The following is a 16713-nucleotide window of genomic DNA, read 5'->3' as shown; positions in this document are numbered from 1 at the left end:
CTGGTGATCGGGTCAGTGCGCGTGACGCAGGGCGTTCGCCATCGGCTTCGCCGCCGGTACGACGAACAGAGCCAGTACTGCGGATGCGGCGGCGGTGATCGCGGCGAAGGTGAAGCCGCGGGTGAATCCGGTACTGCTGGTGCCGGCGATACTCGCGGCCGCGATGCTCGACACCGCGGCGACACCGAGCGCGGCGCCGAACTCGTGGAAGGTGCTCAGGATCCCCGATGCCAGCCCCGCCTCGTGATGAGCGACCTGCGACAACGCGGTCGTGGAGGCCGCGACGAAGGAGGCGCCGATCCCCGCGGCGGCGACGCTGATCCCGACCACGACCGTGACCGAGCTGTCCCAGAACGCGGGGAGCGCGGTGCCGATCGCGGCGATCGCCAGTCCGATGAGCGCGACCGGCCGGGGGCCGGTGCGGCCGATGACCTGGGCGGCCGACTGTGCTCCGACGATCGTGGCGAGCGCCACCGGCAGGAAGAGCAGCCCGGTGCGCAGCGCGCCGTACCCCTTGAGGTGTTGCAGGTAGAAGGAGCCGAGGAAGAAGACCGCGATCATCAGCGCGGTGGCGACCAGGATCAGGAAGGTACCGGCGGCGACGGGTCGCCTGGTCAGGATCCGGACATCCATCAGCGGTGACCCCACGACGCGCTGCAGCGCGACGAACCCGGCGTACAGAACGGCGGCCACGGCCAGCGTGCCGACGGTGGCGACGCTGAGCCAGCCGCGGTCGCCGGCGTTGATCAGCGCGTAGATCGCGGTGCCGGTGCCGGCGGTGACGAGGAGCGCGCCCGGGAAGTCGAGGCGGGCGGTGCTCGCTCCCGGCTGGTCGGCGGGCAATGTCCGGCCCAGTGCGATCAGGACGACCACGCCGATCGGCACGTTGATGTAGAAGACCCATTGCCAGCCCGGTCCGGCGGTGAGGACACCACCGAGCAGTACTCCGATCGCGGAGCCACCGCCGCCCAGGGCGGACCAGATGCCGAGCGCCTTGTTCCGCTCCTCGCCCTGGAAGGTCTTGGTGACCACCGACAGGGCGGCGGGGGACAGGAGCGCGGCGCCGACGCCCTGGGCGATCCGGCCGCCGATCAGCATCTCGGCGCCGCTGGCCAACCCGGTGACCAGCGAGGCGGCGACGAAGACCACCAGGCCGGTGAGCACGATCCGGCGGGAGCCGAAGAGGTCCGCCGCGCGGCCGCCGAGCAGCATCAGGCCGCCGAACATCAGCGTGTAGGCGCTCACCACCCAGGTCAGCGTGCCCCGCGCCAGGCCGAGTTCCGCACCGATGTGCGGCAGCGCGATGGCCACCACGGTGACATCGAGGATGAGCATGAATTGCGCGACCCCGAGCAGCGCGAGCAGGCGCCACCGCCGCGGATCGGCGGCGGTCGTCTGCTGACCGCCGCTGGTTTCTCCGGACATTCCGGTCCCTCCCGAATCGATTAAGTCGAACATGAGTGTTCGAGTTATTTCCTGTACCGTAACTCGTACAGTGGTGTTCGACAAGAGGAGTTCTCGGGTGACGCAGTCCAAGGCGCCGGCCAAGCGGGCGGACGCGCAACGCAGCATCGCCGCGATCCTGGATGCGGCGACCGAGAGCCTGAGCCGCAACCCGGACGCCAGCGTCAGCGAGATCGCGAAGGCCGCGGGCGTCGGACGGGTCACGCTGTACGGCCACTTTCCGTCCCGGGCCGACCTGGTCGACGCGGCGTTCGCCCACGCGATCGAGGACGGGCATGACGCGCTCGAGGCGGTCGACCTGAGCGGGGACCCGCGGCTGGCGCTGGCGCGGCTGATCGAGTCCAGCTGGCAGTTGGTGGATCGGTTCCGGTCGCTACTGCTGGCTGCTCAGAGCGTGCTGCCGCCCGGCCGGATCCGCGCGCTGCACGAAGAGCCGATGCAGCGGGTGCAGCACCTGATCGAGCGAGGTCAGGCCGAAGGTGTGTTCCGCAGCGATCTGCCCACCAGTTGGCTGGTCGGCACGATGCACAGCGTGATGCACAACGCGGCCGACGAGATCAACGCCGGCCGCCTGGCCACCGACCAGGCCGCCGACTGCATCACCGCCACTGTCCTGGCCGCCTTCACCCCACCGGGCCACCGCATCCCCACCCTCACCGACCTCTGACGGACCCCCGACTGGTCGGCGCCCGGAAATTCGCACCCATCCACTCCAGGGGTGGGCGCCGAATGCGGGGTGGACGCGGCGGCAGTCGCCGGCGTCGGGGCCACGGGGAAGACAGGGGAAGGAAACAGTCATGAGTGACGCAACACGACGCGGATTCCTGGTGTTCGCGGGCGCGGGAACCGCCGCGGCGGTCGGCGCGGTCGGCGCGTTCGCCGTACCGAAGGTGTTCGGTGAGGGGTCCGCCGACGCCGGGACCCAATTGGAGGCGGCGGACCTGACGAACGCAGAGTCGTTCGTCGTGCACGTCAAGGACGTCAAGGCCGGACGGATGGCGATCATGGTCGGCGAGCGCGAGGTCCTGGTGACCGATCGCGAGCTCGCCGCCCGCCTCGCCGGCGTGACCGGCTGACCGCCCACCACTTCGTACTCGATCCAGCACTGGAGGAATTGTCATGTCTTCGCACCGCGAAGCGCCGGAGATCTCGAAGGACCCGGTCGCCGACAACACCGACGTCTACGCGTTCGTCAGCCCGGACAAACCGGACACGGTGACCCTGATCGCCAACTTCATCCCGTTCCAGAACCCGTACGGCGGGCCGAACTTCTACGAGTTCGGCGACGACGTGCTCTACCAGATCCACATCTCCAACTCGGGTACCGGCCGGGCGGACATCAGCTACCAGTTCCGCTTCCACGCCGAGATCCGGAACAGGAAGACCTTCCTGTACAACACCGGGCCGATCACCTCGATCAAGGACAAGACCTGGAACCGGCCGCAGTACTACTCGGTGACCCGGGTGGAGAACGGCCGGGCCCGCGTGCTCGCCCGCAACCTGGGGGCGCCCCCGGTCAACGTCGGCGTGCGCAGTACGCCGAACTACGCCAGGCTCGGCGGTCAGGCGATCTACACCTTCGGCACCAACCGCAAGGTGTTCGCGGGCCAGCGCGCGGATGGGTTCTTCGCCGACCTGGGCAGCATCTTCGACCTCGCCACGCTGCGGCCGTTCCAGATGGCGCACCTGATCCCGTCGGCCGCGGCGATGGGCGTGAACGGCCTGCAAGGGTCGAACGTGCACACCATCGCGCTGCAAGTCCCGATCACGGACCTGACCAGGGATGGCAAGAGGCCCAAGGACGTGCTCGACCCGAAGTCGGTGATCGGGGTCTACGCGTCGGCGAGTCGCCGGCAGTCCAGGATTCTGAACGGCGGCGTTCCGGTCGGGCACGGTCCGTACAAGCAGGTCTCGCGGCTGGGCAACCCGCTGTTCAACGAGGTCGTCGTGCCGATGGCCGAGAAGGACAAGTGGAACAGCCTGGCGCCCGCCGAGGACAAGCGCTTCGCCAAGTACGTCACGAAGCCCGAGCTCGGCGGACTGCTGCCGGTGCTGTATCCGGGCGTGTTCCCGAATCTCGCCGCCTACAAGAAGCCCCGTGCCGATCTCGCGGCGATCCTGCTGACCGGGATCCCGAAGGACGTCATACCGGGGTTCCAGAACTTCACCGGTCCGGTGCAGGCGGACATGCTGCGGCTCAACGTCGCCGTACCGCCGGCCAAGTCGCCGAACCCGCTCGGGCTGGTGGCGGGCGACGCGGCCGGATTCCCCAACGGACGCAGGGTTTTCGACGATGTCGTGACCGTCGAGCTGCGCGCGATCGCCGGACTGACCATCCCGCTGGTGGACAAGGCCTACAAGCCGGACGCCGCCGCCGGCGCGATCAAGGACGGTACGTCGAACACGAACTCCGACTACCTGACGTCGTTCCCGTACCTCGGAACGCCGGCGGGTGGCTCCCAGTCCAGGCCGGGCATCCCGGCAGCGTCATGAACGCGGTGGAGAATCCCCATGCGGGCAAGGGATCATCGGTGCTGCTGGACATCGGCGGCGACATCGGCGCCCTGGTCATCGCGATGCCGCCCGAGCTGGACGGAGCGGAGATCGAGCTGCGCCCGAGCGGCCGGCACGAGCACGGACACGAGCACGGCCCTGAGCACGGACATGAGTACGAGCACGGACATGGTCACGGGCATGGACACGCGTTCCCTCATGTCGCGGTCGTGCCGCGGCCCTCGCCGGACGGCGAGCTAGTGCACTCGGCGGTCTTCTTCGAGGTTCCCGAGGGGAGTTACGAGCTGTACGTCCGGCCTGACGGGCCGGTGCGGCTGACGGTGGAGGTCAGCGGGGGAGTGGTCACCGAGGCGTCCTGGCCTCGGTAACTGGGGGCAGGGCACGCCGTGGACAAGCATGCCCTGGGCAACGAAGGACCGCCGGGGAGTGAGACGACACACTCCCCGGCGGTTCTCTGTCGAGAGGTCCGGATTCGCGCCTATCCGGGCGCACCGCGGCGCCGAAGCACCGATGTCAGTCGCGAGCAACGCGGCATCGACCGAATCGTTCCCCCAGAGAAAGAGTTCGTCATGTCCAAGAACCTCGTTCGCGCAGGTATCGCCGCATCCGCGCTGTCCCTGCTCTTCGTCACTGCCGCGTGTGGTGGAAGTGATGACACCTCGAGTGGTAGTCCGTCGACCAGTACGTCGTCGTTGGTGCCGGCCGAGACTCCGAGTGCGTCGCCGTCGATGGATAACGCGGCGGGTCTGGTGGGGCCGGGGTGTGCCGATTATGCGAAGGCGAACCCGACTGGTGCGGGTTCGGTGGATGGGATGGCGGCGGCGCCGGTGGCGACCGCGGCGTCGGGGAATCCGTTGCTGACGACGCTGGTGGCGGCGGTGTCGGGCAAGCTGAACCCGAAGGTGGATCTGGTGTCGACGTTGAACGGTGGTGAGTTCACGGTGTTCGCGCCGGTGGACTCGGCGTTCGCGAAGATTCCGGCGGCGACGGTGAACACGTTGAAGACCGATGATGCGTTGCTGACCAAGATCCTGACCTATCACGTGGTGCCGGGGCAGTTGGCGCCGGATGCGGTGGTGGGGAGTCAGACCACGGTGGAGAAGCAGGCGGTCACGGTGACTGGTTCGGGCGACAACCTGATGGTCAACAACGCCAAGGTGATCTGTGGTGGGGTGAAGACCGCCAACGCGACGGTCTACCTGATCGACTCCGTCCTGATGCCCCCGGCAGCCTGACGCTTCGTCACAACGCTGCGGCCGGCCACTCCCCTCGGTGTGGTCGGTCGGCGGGGTGTCTATCGCCAGCTCCCGATTGAGCGGATGATCGGGCCATGGACTCCCTTGCGACGTTGCAGTCGATGGTCACTGGTTTTCGTACCTCCGCGGCGCTCAGCGTCGCTGCCGAGCTCGGGCTGTCCGACGAGTTGGCCGGCGGGCCACGCACTGCTGCCGACCTGGCGAAGGCGGTCGGCGCGGACGAGGACACGCTGCGACGGTTGCTGCGGGCACTCGTCGCTGTCGGCGTCTACGCCGAGCACGATGGTGCCTACAGCAACACAGCTGTCGGCGCGGGCCTGCGGTCGAACGTGGCCGGGAGTCTGCGTCCGCTGGCCCGGACTCTGCAGGACCCGGCGCTCTGGGCGGCGTGGGGTCAGCTCGGTCACAGTGTGCGGACGGGTGAGAACGCGTTCGAAGCCTTGCACGGGTACGACGTGTGGACCCATCGGCAGGGGCAGCCGGAGCACAACGCGATCTTCAACGACAACATGGCCGCGCTCACCTCGTCCGTCGCCGCCGCAGTGGCCGCGGCGTACGACTTCTCCGGGCTGAGCAGCGTTGTCGACATCGGCGGAGGCCAGGGCATCCTGCTGGAGGCGGTACTGACGGCGTACGAACACCTCAGCGGCACGGTCTTCGACCTGTCCCACGTAGTCGCCACCAAGCCGAGGTCTCCGGCGTTGGAGTCGCGGTGGTCCTCGGTCGCCGGCAGCTTCTTCGAGAGTGTGCCGCCCGCGGATGCCTACCTGCTGAAGTCGATCCTGCACGACTGGCCTGACGACCGCTGCGTGGAGATCCTCCGCACCTGTACGGCGTCGCTCAACCCCGGGGGCGTAGTACTGGTCGTCGAACTCGTTCTCGGCAGAACCGGTCAGGAGGTCCTCGCGGCCTTCTCCGACCTCAACATGCTCGTTCTCCCCGGCGGTCGGGAGCGCACCGAAGCGGAGTACGCCGCTCTCTTCACCGCGGCGGGTCTCCGCTTGAACCGCGTCCTCGACACCAACAGCCGCATGTCCATCCTGGAAGCCATCACTGCTTGACAGTCGTGGTGGTGATGACGCGGGCGGAGGGCTCCGGGACGGTGGTGGCGACGGTCAGCCGGCCGTCGGTCCGGGTGTAGGTCCAGCCATCCGGCTGGTCGGGGAAGAAGTCCGCGACCTCGCCTTCCAACGGGAAGGTGATCGTCGCCGGACCGGGTTGGCGGTGCCAAACGGTGAGGTACGAGGTGGTGGGGCCGCGCAAGCCCAACGCGACCCACTCGTCCGTCCAGCCGGGAAGGCCGAGTGGCCAGAACGGGATGAGAGTCTCCAGGTCCTCGAGGACGACCCGGTGCGCAGCGACGGCGGCGCGGACCAGGGCGAGCTCGTCCGCGGTCATCTGGTTCAGGTGGCCGGACAGGTAGAGGCGGCCGAGGATCCCGTTCACCAGGCAGACGGTGAACTCCTCCTTGGACATGCCCGTCCTGGGATAGGCCCAGTTGCCGGCCTGCTCGGGCAGCACGGAGGCGGGCGCGGCTGCCGCGATCGGTGCGTAGAGCAACGGGTCCTGCTGGTCGGAGGTCGACTGCAGGTGCAACCGCGAGAGCACCGCGTTGTCCATCCGCATCGCCCCCGACGCGCAGTTCTCCAGCAACAGCTCAGGATGACGGGCCTGTACGTCGTCGAGCCAGGCCAGGTGCGCCCGGTTGTGCTCCAGCAACCCTTGTCCGAGGGACGTCCCGCCGGCGTCGGTACCCGGCCCGGTCATCGTGTTGTTGTCCAGCTTGAAGAAGCCGATGCCGTACTCCGAGACGAGCCGGTCGACCGTGTCGTCGAGGTGCTTGCGGGCCGCCGTACTGCGGAGGTCCAGCAGGTGGCGGCCGTGCTCCGCGACGCGGATCCCGCGCCGGGTGATGAACGCGTCGTCAGGGAGTTCCCGGGCCAGCGGCGAGTCGACGCCGACCACCTCGGGCTCCAGCCAGAGTCCGGGCACCATACCGCGCTGGTGGATCCGGTCGATCACCTCGCCGAGCCCGTTCGGGAAGCGGGTGGTCGAGGGCTGCCATGCGCCGACCGTGCTCCACCAGTCGCCCTCGGCGTACCAGCCGGCGTCGATGCAGAAGTAGTCCGCACCGGCCTCGGCCGCGGCATCGATCAGCGGCAGCAACTTCTCCGTGGTGGGGTCGCCCATCAACGTGTTCATGTAGTCGTTGAAGACTACGGGCATCCGGTCGTCGACCGGGCGGCGTCGCCGCAGCGAGCGGCGCTGCCGGGTGAGCGCCGCGAAGGCGTCGTCCTGCCCGGTGCCGACGACGAGCGAGACCGGCACGGTGGTGAAGGCCCGGTCACCCCGGATGGTCGTCGTCCACTGGTGTTCCTGGTCGGTGGGACCGCTGAGCAGGAGATACCCGCCGACCTTGGTTTCGCCGAGCTCGTAGTGCCACGGACCGTTGTGCTCGATCTGCCAGCCGAGCGCGTAGCCGTCGGCCAGCAGTACGCCGGTAGGCAGGTGCTCACCCGTCGACCACGAACCACGGCTGGTGGTCGCGTGCCGGCTGCGGGCGACGGGATGGTGCGGCGCGCGCTGGATCCCGGGCAGGCCGATCTCCCGCAGCGGCCGGACGCTCCACCGGCTCTCCGCCATCCAGTCGTTGTCACCGGCAACGAGATCGAGGTCGACCGATCCGAGCCCGACCACCACCGAGCTGAGGAAGTCGAGCTCGAGTAAGCCCGGTCCGGTGAGCCTGGCCTCCGTCCAGGTCTGGATGCCCTCGGTCGCGCTGAAGAAGCTGGTGATCCGCAACCCGGTCTCCGCGTCCTCCTGGACGATGCGCAGTGAGTCGTCGGTGCTCTCATGCGACACGTACCGCAGCCGGCTGCCGAGGATCGTGCCGACATGGCGAAGGGTCCCCGGCGCCCGACCGTGCCCGATCGCCGACACCTCCACCATCGGCTGATCGGTCGCCATCGGGGAATCGGGCGCCGGGGGAGTGGTGTCGCTGGTCGACCGGAGCGCGACCAGCCGGACCGGTCCGTCGTCGAGGGAGAAGGTGAGGGTCAGGTTCGGAGTACGCCAGAGCAGGGTCATCCAGCTCCCAAAGGTCAGCGGCTGTCGGAGGGCGGTGTCTCGCCGGGAGGTTGCTCGTGCAGGAAGTCCTCGACGGCGAACAGGTGCGCCGCCATCCGGACCCGCGCGCGCTCGGGATCGTGCTCGGCCAGCGCCGCGAGGATGGCCCGGTGTTCGCCGTGGGTCGCCTGGTCCGCCCCGGTCTGGCTGATCGATCGCCACAACCGGTCGCGGACCGTCCGCCCGCTGAGGGCGCCGATCAGCGCTTCCAGCACAGGGTTTCCGGTCTCCTGTGCGATCAGCCGGTGGAAGGCGATGTCGTTGTCGATCAGGGCCTCGTGGCTCGGGTCGCCGCTGGCCAGTTCCAGCTCGGTCTGCCGCAGGATCGCGTCCGCCGCGGCGAGCGCCTCCGCGCCGATCCTGGCCGCCGCCAGCGCGGCCGCCTCGGTCTCGAGCATCCGCCGCACGGTGTGCAGGTGGTGCGCGCCGCTGCGATCCTGCAGGTCGACGACGAAGCCCATCGGGGCCATCAGCAACGAGGAGTCCAGGGCGGTGACGTAGGTGCCGTCGCCCTGGCGGGTCTCGAGCACGCCCATGATCGAGAGCGCCCGGACTCCCTCGCGCAGTGGACCGCGGGAGACGCCCAGCGCCTCGCCGAGGTCCTTCTCGACCGGCAGCCGGTCGCCCGCCTTGAGGGTGCCGTCCACGATCAGCTGCTTGATGCCCTGCACGACAACGTCGGTCTGGGACCCACTCGTCGTAGTGCTCATGCGGACGTCCTCCTTCTCGGCGGGTGGGGCGGAGCTGGTGGTGCCGAGCCTCACGCGACCGACTCCGAAGTGCCGCGTGAGGCCCAGTAGGTACCCGACGGGAAGGCGTACGCCGCCAGCGACCGCCGGTGCATCTCGGCACTGTATCCGGCGGCGGAGGGCAACAGATACGCACCGTCGCGCACCACGCAGGGGTCGACGAAGTGTTCGTGCAGGTGGTCGACGTACTCCGTGACGCGCCCCTCCAGGCTGGCGGACACGGCGACGTAGTCGAAGATCGACAGGTGCTGCACGAGCTCGCACAGTCCGACCCCGCCCGCGTGCGGACACACCGGTACGCCGAACCGCGCGGCCAGCAGGTAGACCGCGAGGATCTCGTTGATGCTGCCCAGCCGGGCGGCGTCGAGCTGGCAGAAATCGATCGCGCCGGCCTGGAAGAACTGCTTGAACAGCACCCGGTTCATCCCGTGCTCACCGGTCGCGACGCCGATCGGGGCGACCGCCCGGCGGATCGCGGCGTGCCCGAGCACGTCGTCCGGACTGGTCGGCTCCTCGATCCACAACGGCTCGAACTCCGCCAGCGCCCGGACCCACTCGATCGCCTCCGGCACGTCCCAGACCTGGTTGGCGTCGATCATCAGCCCGGCCTTCGGGCCGATCACCTCGCGGACGATGCCGCAGCGCCGGATGTCGTCGGCCAGATCGGCGCCCACCTTGAGCTTCACGTGTTTGTAGCCCGCGGCAACGGCTTCCTCGCACAGCTCGCGCAGCTTGTCGTCGGAGTAGCCGAGCCACCCGGCTGAGGTGGTGTAGCAGGGGTAGCCGGTCGCTTCGAGCTCGGCGATCCGGGCGGCCCGGCCGTCGGCCTGCTTCGCCAGCAGGGCGATCGCGTCGTCGCGGGTGAGGACGTCGGACAGGTAGCTCAGGTCGGCCGCGTCGACCAGTTCCTCGGGGGACATCTCGGCCAGCAGCCGCCACAGCGGCTTGCCGGCGCGCCGGGCGGCCAGGTCCCACACCGCGTTCATCACCGCGGCCAGGGCCAGGTGGACGACGCCCTTGTCCGGGCCGAGCCAGCGCAACTGGGTGTCGGACTGGAGCTCGCGATACACCGCGCCCAGGTCGCCCACGAGGTCGTCGACGTCGCGGCCGATCAGAGGCTCGGCTCGCTGGACGGCGGCGGCGACGCACAGGTCGTTCCCGCGGCCGATGGTGAACGTGAAGCCGTGCCCGCTGAGGGCCGGATCGTCGGTGTGCAGGACCACGTAGGCGGCGGAGTAGTCGCCGTCCTTGTTCATCGCGTCCGAGCCGTCAAGGGTCAGCGAGGTCGGGAAACGGACGTCGACGACCTCGGCCGAGGTGATGCGAGCCATGGGACCTCCCAGAGGATAAGCCGAATATAGAGCAGATGAATTATTACGAACAGAGCGCCAGAGTCTGGACCTGAGGCTAGACCAGCGCTACGATCCCGGCAATTCATATGATGATTGCCACGGCGTGGCAGAGGAGACCTCGGATGAATGACCTGATCGGGGCGGACCGGACCAGCGAGACGCGGCTGCGGTACGACCGGCCCGCCGCCAGCTGGCTGGAGGCGCTCCCGCTCGGCAACGGCCGGATCGGGGCGATGTGCTTCGGCGGTGTGGGCGTCGACCGGATCGGCCTCAACGACGAGACGTGCTGGTCGGGCAGCCCGGAGGCGACGCGCCGGCTGGCGACGCCCCTCGGTGAGGTCGGAGCCGCCGCGGTCGATCAGGTCCGTACCGCGCTCGCGGCCGGGGACATCCGGTCGGCCCAGGCCCTGGCCCGCGGATTCCAGGCCGGCCATTCGCAGGCCTATCTGCCGTTCGGAGATCTGCTGCTCGAGGTGAAGGTCGACGGCCAGGATCCCTCGGACGCGCTGGAGGAGTACCGCCGCGTGCTCGACCTGGACGCCGCGGTCGCCGTCGCGGAGTACGAGCTCGCCGGGGTCACCGTGCGGCAGGAGGTTTTCGTGAGCGCGCCGGCCGGGGTGCTGGTGCTGCGGTTGCGGAGCTCCCGGGCCGGTGCGCTGTCGGTCGGCGTGCGGGTGACCTCGCAGTTGAAGGCTCGGCCGCAAGGGGACGGGCTCGGGCTGTTGCTGGACTGTCCGGCGGATGTGGCGCCGCCGCACAGGCAGGTCGCGGAGCCGGTGCGCTACTCCGACGAGGACGACCGAGGGATGAGCGGCGCGATCGCGTTGGCGGTTCGCTCGGACGGGTCGAGCCGGGCTGATGCCGATGGCTTGGGTGTCAGCGATGCGGAAGAAGTGACGCTGGTGCTGTCGACCGAGACGGGGTATGCCGGGCCGTTCGCGCCGCCGACTCGCACGGCCGAGGAGTGTTGGGAGACCGCGAACGCGCGGGTGGCTGCCGCTCTCGCTCGGGGGTACGACGAGCTGCTGGCCGAGCATGTCGAGGATCATCGCGCCCTGTTCCGTCGCTCTGTCCTGGAGCTCGAAGGCGATCCGGAGCGGCAGTCGCTGTCCACCGACGCCAGGCTGGCGACCGCTGCCGAGGACCCGGGCCTGGTGGCGCTGCTGTTCAACTACGGCCGCTACCTGATGATCGCGAGCTCCCGTCCGGGTGGACTGCCCACCACCCTGCAAGGGATCTGGAACGAGGAACTGCGGCCGCCGTGGAGCTCCAACTACACGGTGAACATCAACACCGAGATGAACTACTGGCCCGCGGAGGCGACCGGGCTGCCCGAGTGCCACGAACCCCTGCTCCGGTACGTCGAGGACCTCGCGCGGGCGGGCCGCAGTACGGCGGGTGAACGCTACGGCCTCGACGGCTGGACGGCGCACCACAACGCGGACGCGTGGTGCTGGACGATCCCGGTGGACGGCGACCCCAAGTGGTCGAACTGGCCGATGGCCGGCGCGTGGTTGTGCCGTCACCTTTGGGACCACTACGAGTTCACCGAGGATCTGGACTACCTCCGCCGCGTCTGGCCGACGCTGAGAGGCGCGGCCGAGTTCTGCCTCGGGTGGCTGGTGGAACTGCCCGACGGCAACCTCGGCACCTCGCCGTCCACCTCGCCTGAAAACGACTTCGTGGCGTCCGACGGTGAGCCCGCCTCGCTGACGGCGTCGTCCACGATGGACCTCGCGCTGATCTCTGATCTGTTCGCCCGCTGCGTGCAGAGCGCCGACCTGCTCGGCCTGGCCGATCCACTGGTCGACGACCTGGCGTCCGCCCGCAAGCGCATCCCCGATCCGTCCATCGGTAGCCAGGGGCAACTACAGGAGTGGGCCGAGGACCTGGTCGAGGTCGAACCGCACCACCGGCACGTGTCCCACCTGGTCGGCCTGTACCCGGGCGACGCGATCACCCCCTCCGGTACTGCGACCCTGGCGGCCGCCGCTGCCCGGACTCTCGACCTGCGGGGCGACCGTGCCACCGGCTGGTCGCTCGCCTGGAAGATCTGCCTGCGAGCCCGCCTGCACGACGGCGCGGCCGCACACCGCCTGATCCAGGAACTCCTGACCCCGGCCAACGACACCGGGACGGACTACGTCGGCAGCGGGGCAGGCCTGTATCCGAACCTGTTCTGCGCTCACCCGCCGTTCCAGATCGACGGCAACTTCGGCTCGGCAGCGGGGATCGCCGAGATGTTGCTGCAGAGCCACACCGGCGAGCTCGACGTACTGCCCGCGGTCCCGGCCGACTGGTCCGGCGGAAGCGTGACCGGCCTGCGAGCGCGCGGCGGTGTGACCGTCGACCTCGAGTGGTCGGCGACCGGGGTCGGAGTGGTCCTGACGGCCGACCGGGACCGGGAAGTCGTGGTGCGTCACGGGGACAACCGCACGCCGGTGGCGCTGACCGCCGGTGTGCCCAGCCGACTCGGCTGGAGCTGAGTCAGAAGCGGACTGAGTCGCGAGCGACTGAACCGCCAGCGACTGGACCGCCACCGGAGAGGGGAACGCCCGATGACACTGACGATGCGGAGGCCGGAGGCCTCGGGGGTGCCGCCACGCGGCCGTCGCCCCCGAGGTACCCGGCTCCGCGCCCTTCGGAAGAGCCTTCGCTACCACTGGCAGCTCTACCTGCTGCTCATCCTGCCGCTGCTGTACTTCGCGGTGTTCAAGTACATCCCGATGTCCAACGGAGTGCTGGCGTTCAAGAACTACAACGTGATCGCCGGCATCTGGGGCAGCGACTGGGTCGGGCTGAAGAACTTCGAGGCATTCTTCAACAACCCGGTGTTCTGGAACCTGGTGAAGAACACCTTCCTGCTCTCCTTCTACACGGTGATCGCCAGCTTCCCGATCGCGATCATCCTGGCGCTGGCGCTGAACGAGGTCCGCCAGGGATTCTTCAAGCGGTCGGTCCAGCTGGTCACCTACGCGCCGTACTTCATCTCCACCGTGGTGGTCGTCTCGATGACCATCCTCGTGCTGGCGCCGCGGCTCGGCATCGTCAACCGCGGGCTGGGGTTCTTCGGCGTCGACGCGATCGACTACCTCGGCGATCCGTCGTACTTCCGGCACATCTACGTGTGGTCGGAGATCTGGCAGACGGCCGGCTACTCGGCGGTGATCTACCTCGCGGCGCTGGCCGGCATCGACCCGGCGCTGCACGAGGCCGCCAAGGTGGACGGCGCGGGCCGGCTGCGGCGCATCCTGCACGTCGACATCCCCGGCATCCTGCCGACCGCGGTGATCATCCTGGTGCTCGGCGTCGGCAACATCATGGCGATCGGCTTCGAGAAGGCGTTCCTGCTGCAGAACCCGCTGAACCTCAGCCAGTCCGAGATCATCGCCACCTACGTCTACAAGACAGGCCTGCTGAACGCCGACTTCAGCCTGGCCACCGCGGTCGGGTTGTTCAACTCGGTGATCAACCTGCTCCTGCTGCTCTTCGTCAACGTGATCGCCAAACGGGTCACCGGGAACGGACTGTGGTCATGAGGGCGTCGCGGGCGGAGCGGGCCCGCCGGATCCACGAGCCCCGGACCGACAAGGTCTTCATGTTCTTCGTCTACCTGCTGCTGCTGGTCTTCCTGGCCATCGTGCTGCTGCCGCTGATGTACATCGTGGCCAGCTCGTTCAGCAGCCCGGAGGCGGTGTCGGCCGGGCGGGTCACGCTCTGGCCGGTCGACTTCTCCCTGCGCGGCTACGAGACCGCGCTGGGCAACCCGCAGGTGATCCAGGGCTATGCGAACTCCTTGTTCTACACGGTGTTCGGCACCCTGATCAGCGTCACCCTCACCATCGCCATCGCCTACCCGTTGTCGCGGAAGACCTTCGTCGGCCGGAACCTGGTGATGAGCCTGATCCTCTTCACGATGCTGTTCTCCGGCGGCCTGATCCCGACGTACCTGGTGGTCCAGTCGCTCGGCATGCTCGACACCCGGTGGGCGCTCATCATCCCGCAGGCGATCGGCGTCTGGCAGGTGATCATCGCCCGGACCTACTTCCGGACGGCGATCCCGGACGAGCTCGCCGAGGCCGCGCAGCTGGACGGGGCGAGCGACCTGCGGTTCCTCTGGTCGGTGGTGATCCCGCTGGCCAAACCGATGATCGCCGTGGTCGCGCTGATGTACGCGATCCTGCAATGGAACTCGTACTTCGACGCGCTGATCTACCTGAAGAACCCGGATCTGTTCCCGCTGCAGCTCGTCCTGCGCAACGTGCTGATCCTCAACACCTACAGCGGCGGCGCGGTCGACGCGTCCGTGATGCTGCAACGCCAGCAGATGGCCGACCTGCTCAAGTACTCGCTGATCGTGGTGTCCAGCGTGCCGGTCCTGCTGATCTATCCCCTCGTCGCCCGCTACTTCACCAAGGGCATCATGATCGGCGCCGTCAAGGGCTGATCGCGCGGTGCCGCACTGCCAGTCAACCGAGTGAGGAAACAAAGATGACTGTTCGCTCCAGAGTGACCCGGTCAACGGTGGTCGCCGGGCTCAGCCTGGCCGCCCTCGCCCTGGCCGCCTGTACCGGCGGCACGGACGCGGCCGACACGGCCGGCAAACCGCTGCCGACCATCACCGGCAACCCGGCCGTCACGATCAACGTCTTCGCCCCGCAGGGACCAGACTTCAACCTGGCGAAGAACGAGTTCACCCAGAAGATGTCACAGATGTTCAACATCACCTTCAAGTGGCAGACCAGCACGTACGACGCGGGGCCGGCCAAGGAGAAACGGCAGATCTCGCTGGCCAGCGGTGACTACCCGGACCTCTACCTGCTGATCCCGTGGGTGGACCAGTTCACCCAGGCGGACCTGCTCCGGCTGGCCAACCAGGGCGTCGTCCTGCCGCTGAACCAGTTGATCGACCAGTACGCGCCGAACATCAAGAAGGCGCTGGACTCCAACCCCGACTACAAGGCGATGGCGACCGCGCCCGACGGCAAGATCTACGGGATGCCGCAGTGGGTCGACTGCTACCACTGCTCCTACCAGGGCAAGCTCTGGCTGAACTCGACCTGGCTGAAGAAGCTCGGGCTGCAGCAGCCGAAGACCCCCGACGAGATGCGCGCGGTGCTGCAGGCCTTCAAGACGAAGGACCCGAACGGCAACGGCAAGGCGGACGAGATCCCGCTCAGCGCGGACGTCCGCGACTCGCTGATCCCGTACTTCATGAACGCCTTCATCTACGACCCGCAGGGCACCAGCGGCAACAACAACTCGGCCCTGGTACTGCGCGACGGCAAGGTCGACCTGCAGGCGAACAAGGACGGCTGGCGCGAGGGTCTCGCCTACCTGAACTCGCTCTACAAGGAGGGCCTGATCGACAAGGGCGCCTTCACCCAGAACGCGGACGCGCTGCAGCAGCAGGGTGACAACACCGGCACCGTCATCCTGGGCTCGGCGACCGTGCTGCACCCAGGCATCTTCGTCACCCTCGGCCAGCCCGACGGCCGAGACAAGCAGTACGACCCGGTGGCGCCGCTGACCGGACCGAACGGCTCGAACTTCTCGGCGTACAACTTCCCGAGCGTGCCCGGCGCCACCTTCGCGCTGACCAACAAGGCGAGCCCCGAGGTGCAGATCCAGTCGATCAAGATGCTCGACTACCTGTTCACCCCCGAGGGCGAGATCAACGGGATGTTCGGCACCGAGGGCAAGACCTGGGCGAAGCCGCAGCCTGGTGAGGTGGCGCTCGACAAGTCGGTCAAGCCGCTCTACCGGCAGATCCCGCAGAAGGCTGGCGCGAAGCCGCCGAACACCGCGTGGCAGGCGATCGCGCAGTACAACAACACCGCGGACTTCCGGGCCGCCGAGTCGATCAACACCGACATCTACAACCAGGCGGGTTACGAGCGCCGGCTGTTCGAGGCGACCAAGCTGTACGACGGCAAGGAGGACAAGGCGCAGGTCTACCCGTACTGGAAGGTGTGGATCGACCCGTCCCTCGGCAGTGAGGTGGCGACACTGCAGACGAACATCGAGAACTACGTCCAGCAGAACGCCCTGCAGTTCATCACCGGGTCGAAGGACCTCTCGAAGGACTGGGACAGCTACGTCAAGGGCCTCGACGGCCTCGGCCTGAAGCGCTACCTGGAGATCCAGCAGACCGCGTACGACAAGGTCCCCAAGTAACCCGAAGGACCGGCCGGCCGACACTGGCCGGCCGGTCCTTCCACGTCCACCGGTTCAGGAAGGCCGGCAACGCCT

14 protein-coding genes are annotated in these 16713 nt (G+C 68.4%); 10 read left to right on the top strand and 4 right to left on the bottom strand.

Annotated elements, in window-relative coordinates; translation table 11 throughout:
* Positions 1-12: 12 nt before the first annotated feature.
* Complete coding sequence (locus tag EV644_RS14785) at positions 13-1425, bottom strand: MFS transporter (protein WP_132188816.1); 1413 nt, start codon at positions 1423-1425, stop codon at positions 13-15.
* 97 nt (positions 1426-1522) lie between these two features.
* Here EV644_RS14785 and EV644_RS14780 point away from each other — a divergent pair, with 97 nt between their 5' ends.
* From EV644_RS14780 to EV644_RS14755, 6 genes are all read left to right on the top strand, one after another.
* Positions 1523-2131: a TetR/AcrR family transcriptional regulator gene (locus EV644_RS14780; protein WP_241998155.1), complete on the top strand. Its 609-nt coding sequence runs from the start codon at positions 1523-1525 to the stop codon at positions 2129-2131.
* Positions 2132-2261: 130 nt separating this feature from the next.
* Entirely contained in the window at positions 2262-2540 is a 279-nt protein-coding gene (locus EV644_RS14775) for a twin-arginine translocation signal domain-containing protein (RefSeq protein WP_132188814.1), read from the top strand.
* Positions 2541-2583: 43 nt separating this feature from the next.
* Positions 2584-3957, top strand: a complete 1374-nt coding sequence (locus EV644_RS14770; protein ID WP_132188813.1) for a DUF4331 domain-containing protein — start codon at positions 2584-2586, stop codon at positions 3955-3957.
* A complete protein-coding gene (locus EV644_RS14765) occupies positions 3954-4346 on the top strand; it encodes a hypothetical protein (protein WP_132188812.1) in 393 nt (130 codons plus the stop codon). The genes EV644_RS14770 and EV644_RS14765 overlap by 4 nt, the downstream gene beginning before the upstream one ends.
* Before the next feature lie 201 nt (positions 4347-4547).
* Positions 4548-5213, top strand: coding sequence for a fasciclin domain-containing protein (locus EV644_RS14760; RefSeq protein ID WP_132188811.1), 666 nt, complete (start codon positions 4548-4550; stop codon positions 5211-5213).
* Positions 5214-5308: 95 nt separating this feature from the next.
* Positions 5309-6295: a methyltransferase gene (locus EV644_RS14755; protein ID WP_132188810.1), complete on the top strand. Its 987-nt coding sequence runs from the start codon at positions 5309-5311 to the stop codon at positions 6293-6295.
* Here EV644_RS14755 and EV644_RS14750 read toward each other — a convergent pair.
* Genes EV644_RS14750 through EV644_RS14740 form a run of 3 tightly spaced genes read right to left on the bottom strand, consistent with a single transcriptional unit; the run spans position 6285 to position 10440 of the window.
* Positions 6285-8321 carry a glycoside hydrolase family 36 protein gene (locus EV644_RS14750; protein WP_132188809.1) on the bottom strand — a complete coding sequence of 679 codons (2037 nt, stop codon included), beginning with the start codon at positions 8319-8321 and terminating at the stop codon, positions 6285-6287. The genes EV644_RS14755 and EV644_RS14750 overlap by 11 nt on opposite strands.
* Before the next feature lie 14 nt (positions 8322-8335).
* A complete protein-coding gene (locus EV644_RS14745; RefSeq protein ID WP_132188808.1) occupies positions 8336-9070 on the bottom strand; it encodes a FadR/GntR family transcriptional regulator in 735 nt (244 codons plus the stop codon).
* A gap of 50 nt (positions 9071-9120) precedes the next feature.
* Positions 9121-10440, bottom strand: a complete 1320-nt coding sequence (locus EV644_RS14740; RefSeq protein ID WP_132188807.1) for an L-fuconate dehydratase — start codon at positions 10438-10440, stop codon at positions 9121-9123.
* Between the two features lie 143 nt (positions 10441-10583).
* On the opposite strand from EV644_RS14740, the gene EV644_RS14735 reads away from it, so the two are divergent.
* The 4 genes from EV644_RS14735 (at position 10584) to EV644_RS14720 (ending at position 16638) form a co-directional block, all read left to right on the top strand.
* Positions 10584-12947 carry a glycoside hydrolase family 95 protein gene (locus EV644_RS14735; RefSeq protein WP_158292828.1) on the top strand — a complete coding sequence of 788 codons (2364 nt, stop codon included), beginning with the start codon at positions 10584-10586 and terminating at the stop codon, positions 12945-12947.
* Between the two features lie 72 nt (positions 12948-13019).
* Entirely contained in the window at positions 13020-14000 is a 981-nt protein-coding gene (locus EV644_RS14730; RefSeq protein ID WP_199239814.1) for an ABC transporter permease, read from the top strand.
* Entirely contained in the window at positions 13997-14908 is a 912-nt protein-coding gene (locus EV644_RS14725) for a carbohydrate ABC transporter permease (RefSeq protein ID WP_132188805.1), read from the top strand. The genes EV644_RS14730 and EV644_RS14725 overlap by 4 nt, the downstream gene beginning before the upstream one ends.
* 44 nt (positions 14909-14952) lie before the next feature.
* Positions 14953-16638 (top strand): type 2 periplasmic-binding domain-containing protein, encoded by a 1686-nt coding sequence (locus EV644_RS14720; RefSeq protein WP_132188804.1) that lies wholly within the window; start codon positions 14953-14955, stop codon positions 16636-16638.
* The last annotated feature ends 75 nt before the right edge of the window (positions 16639-16713 follow it).

This window comes from Kribbella orskensis (assembly GCF_004342085.1).
Lineage (GTDB): Bacteria > Actinomycetota > Actinomycetes > Propionibacteriales > Kribbellaceae > Kribbella > Kribbella orskensis.
Note: the sequence above shows the minus strand (reverse complement) of the source record. Positions and strands in the feature narration are given on the sequence as shown.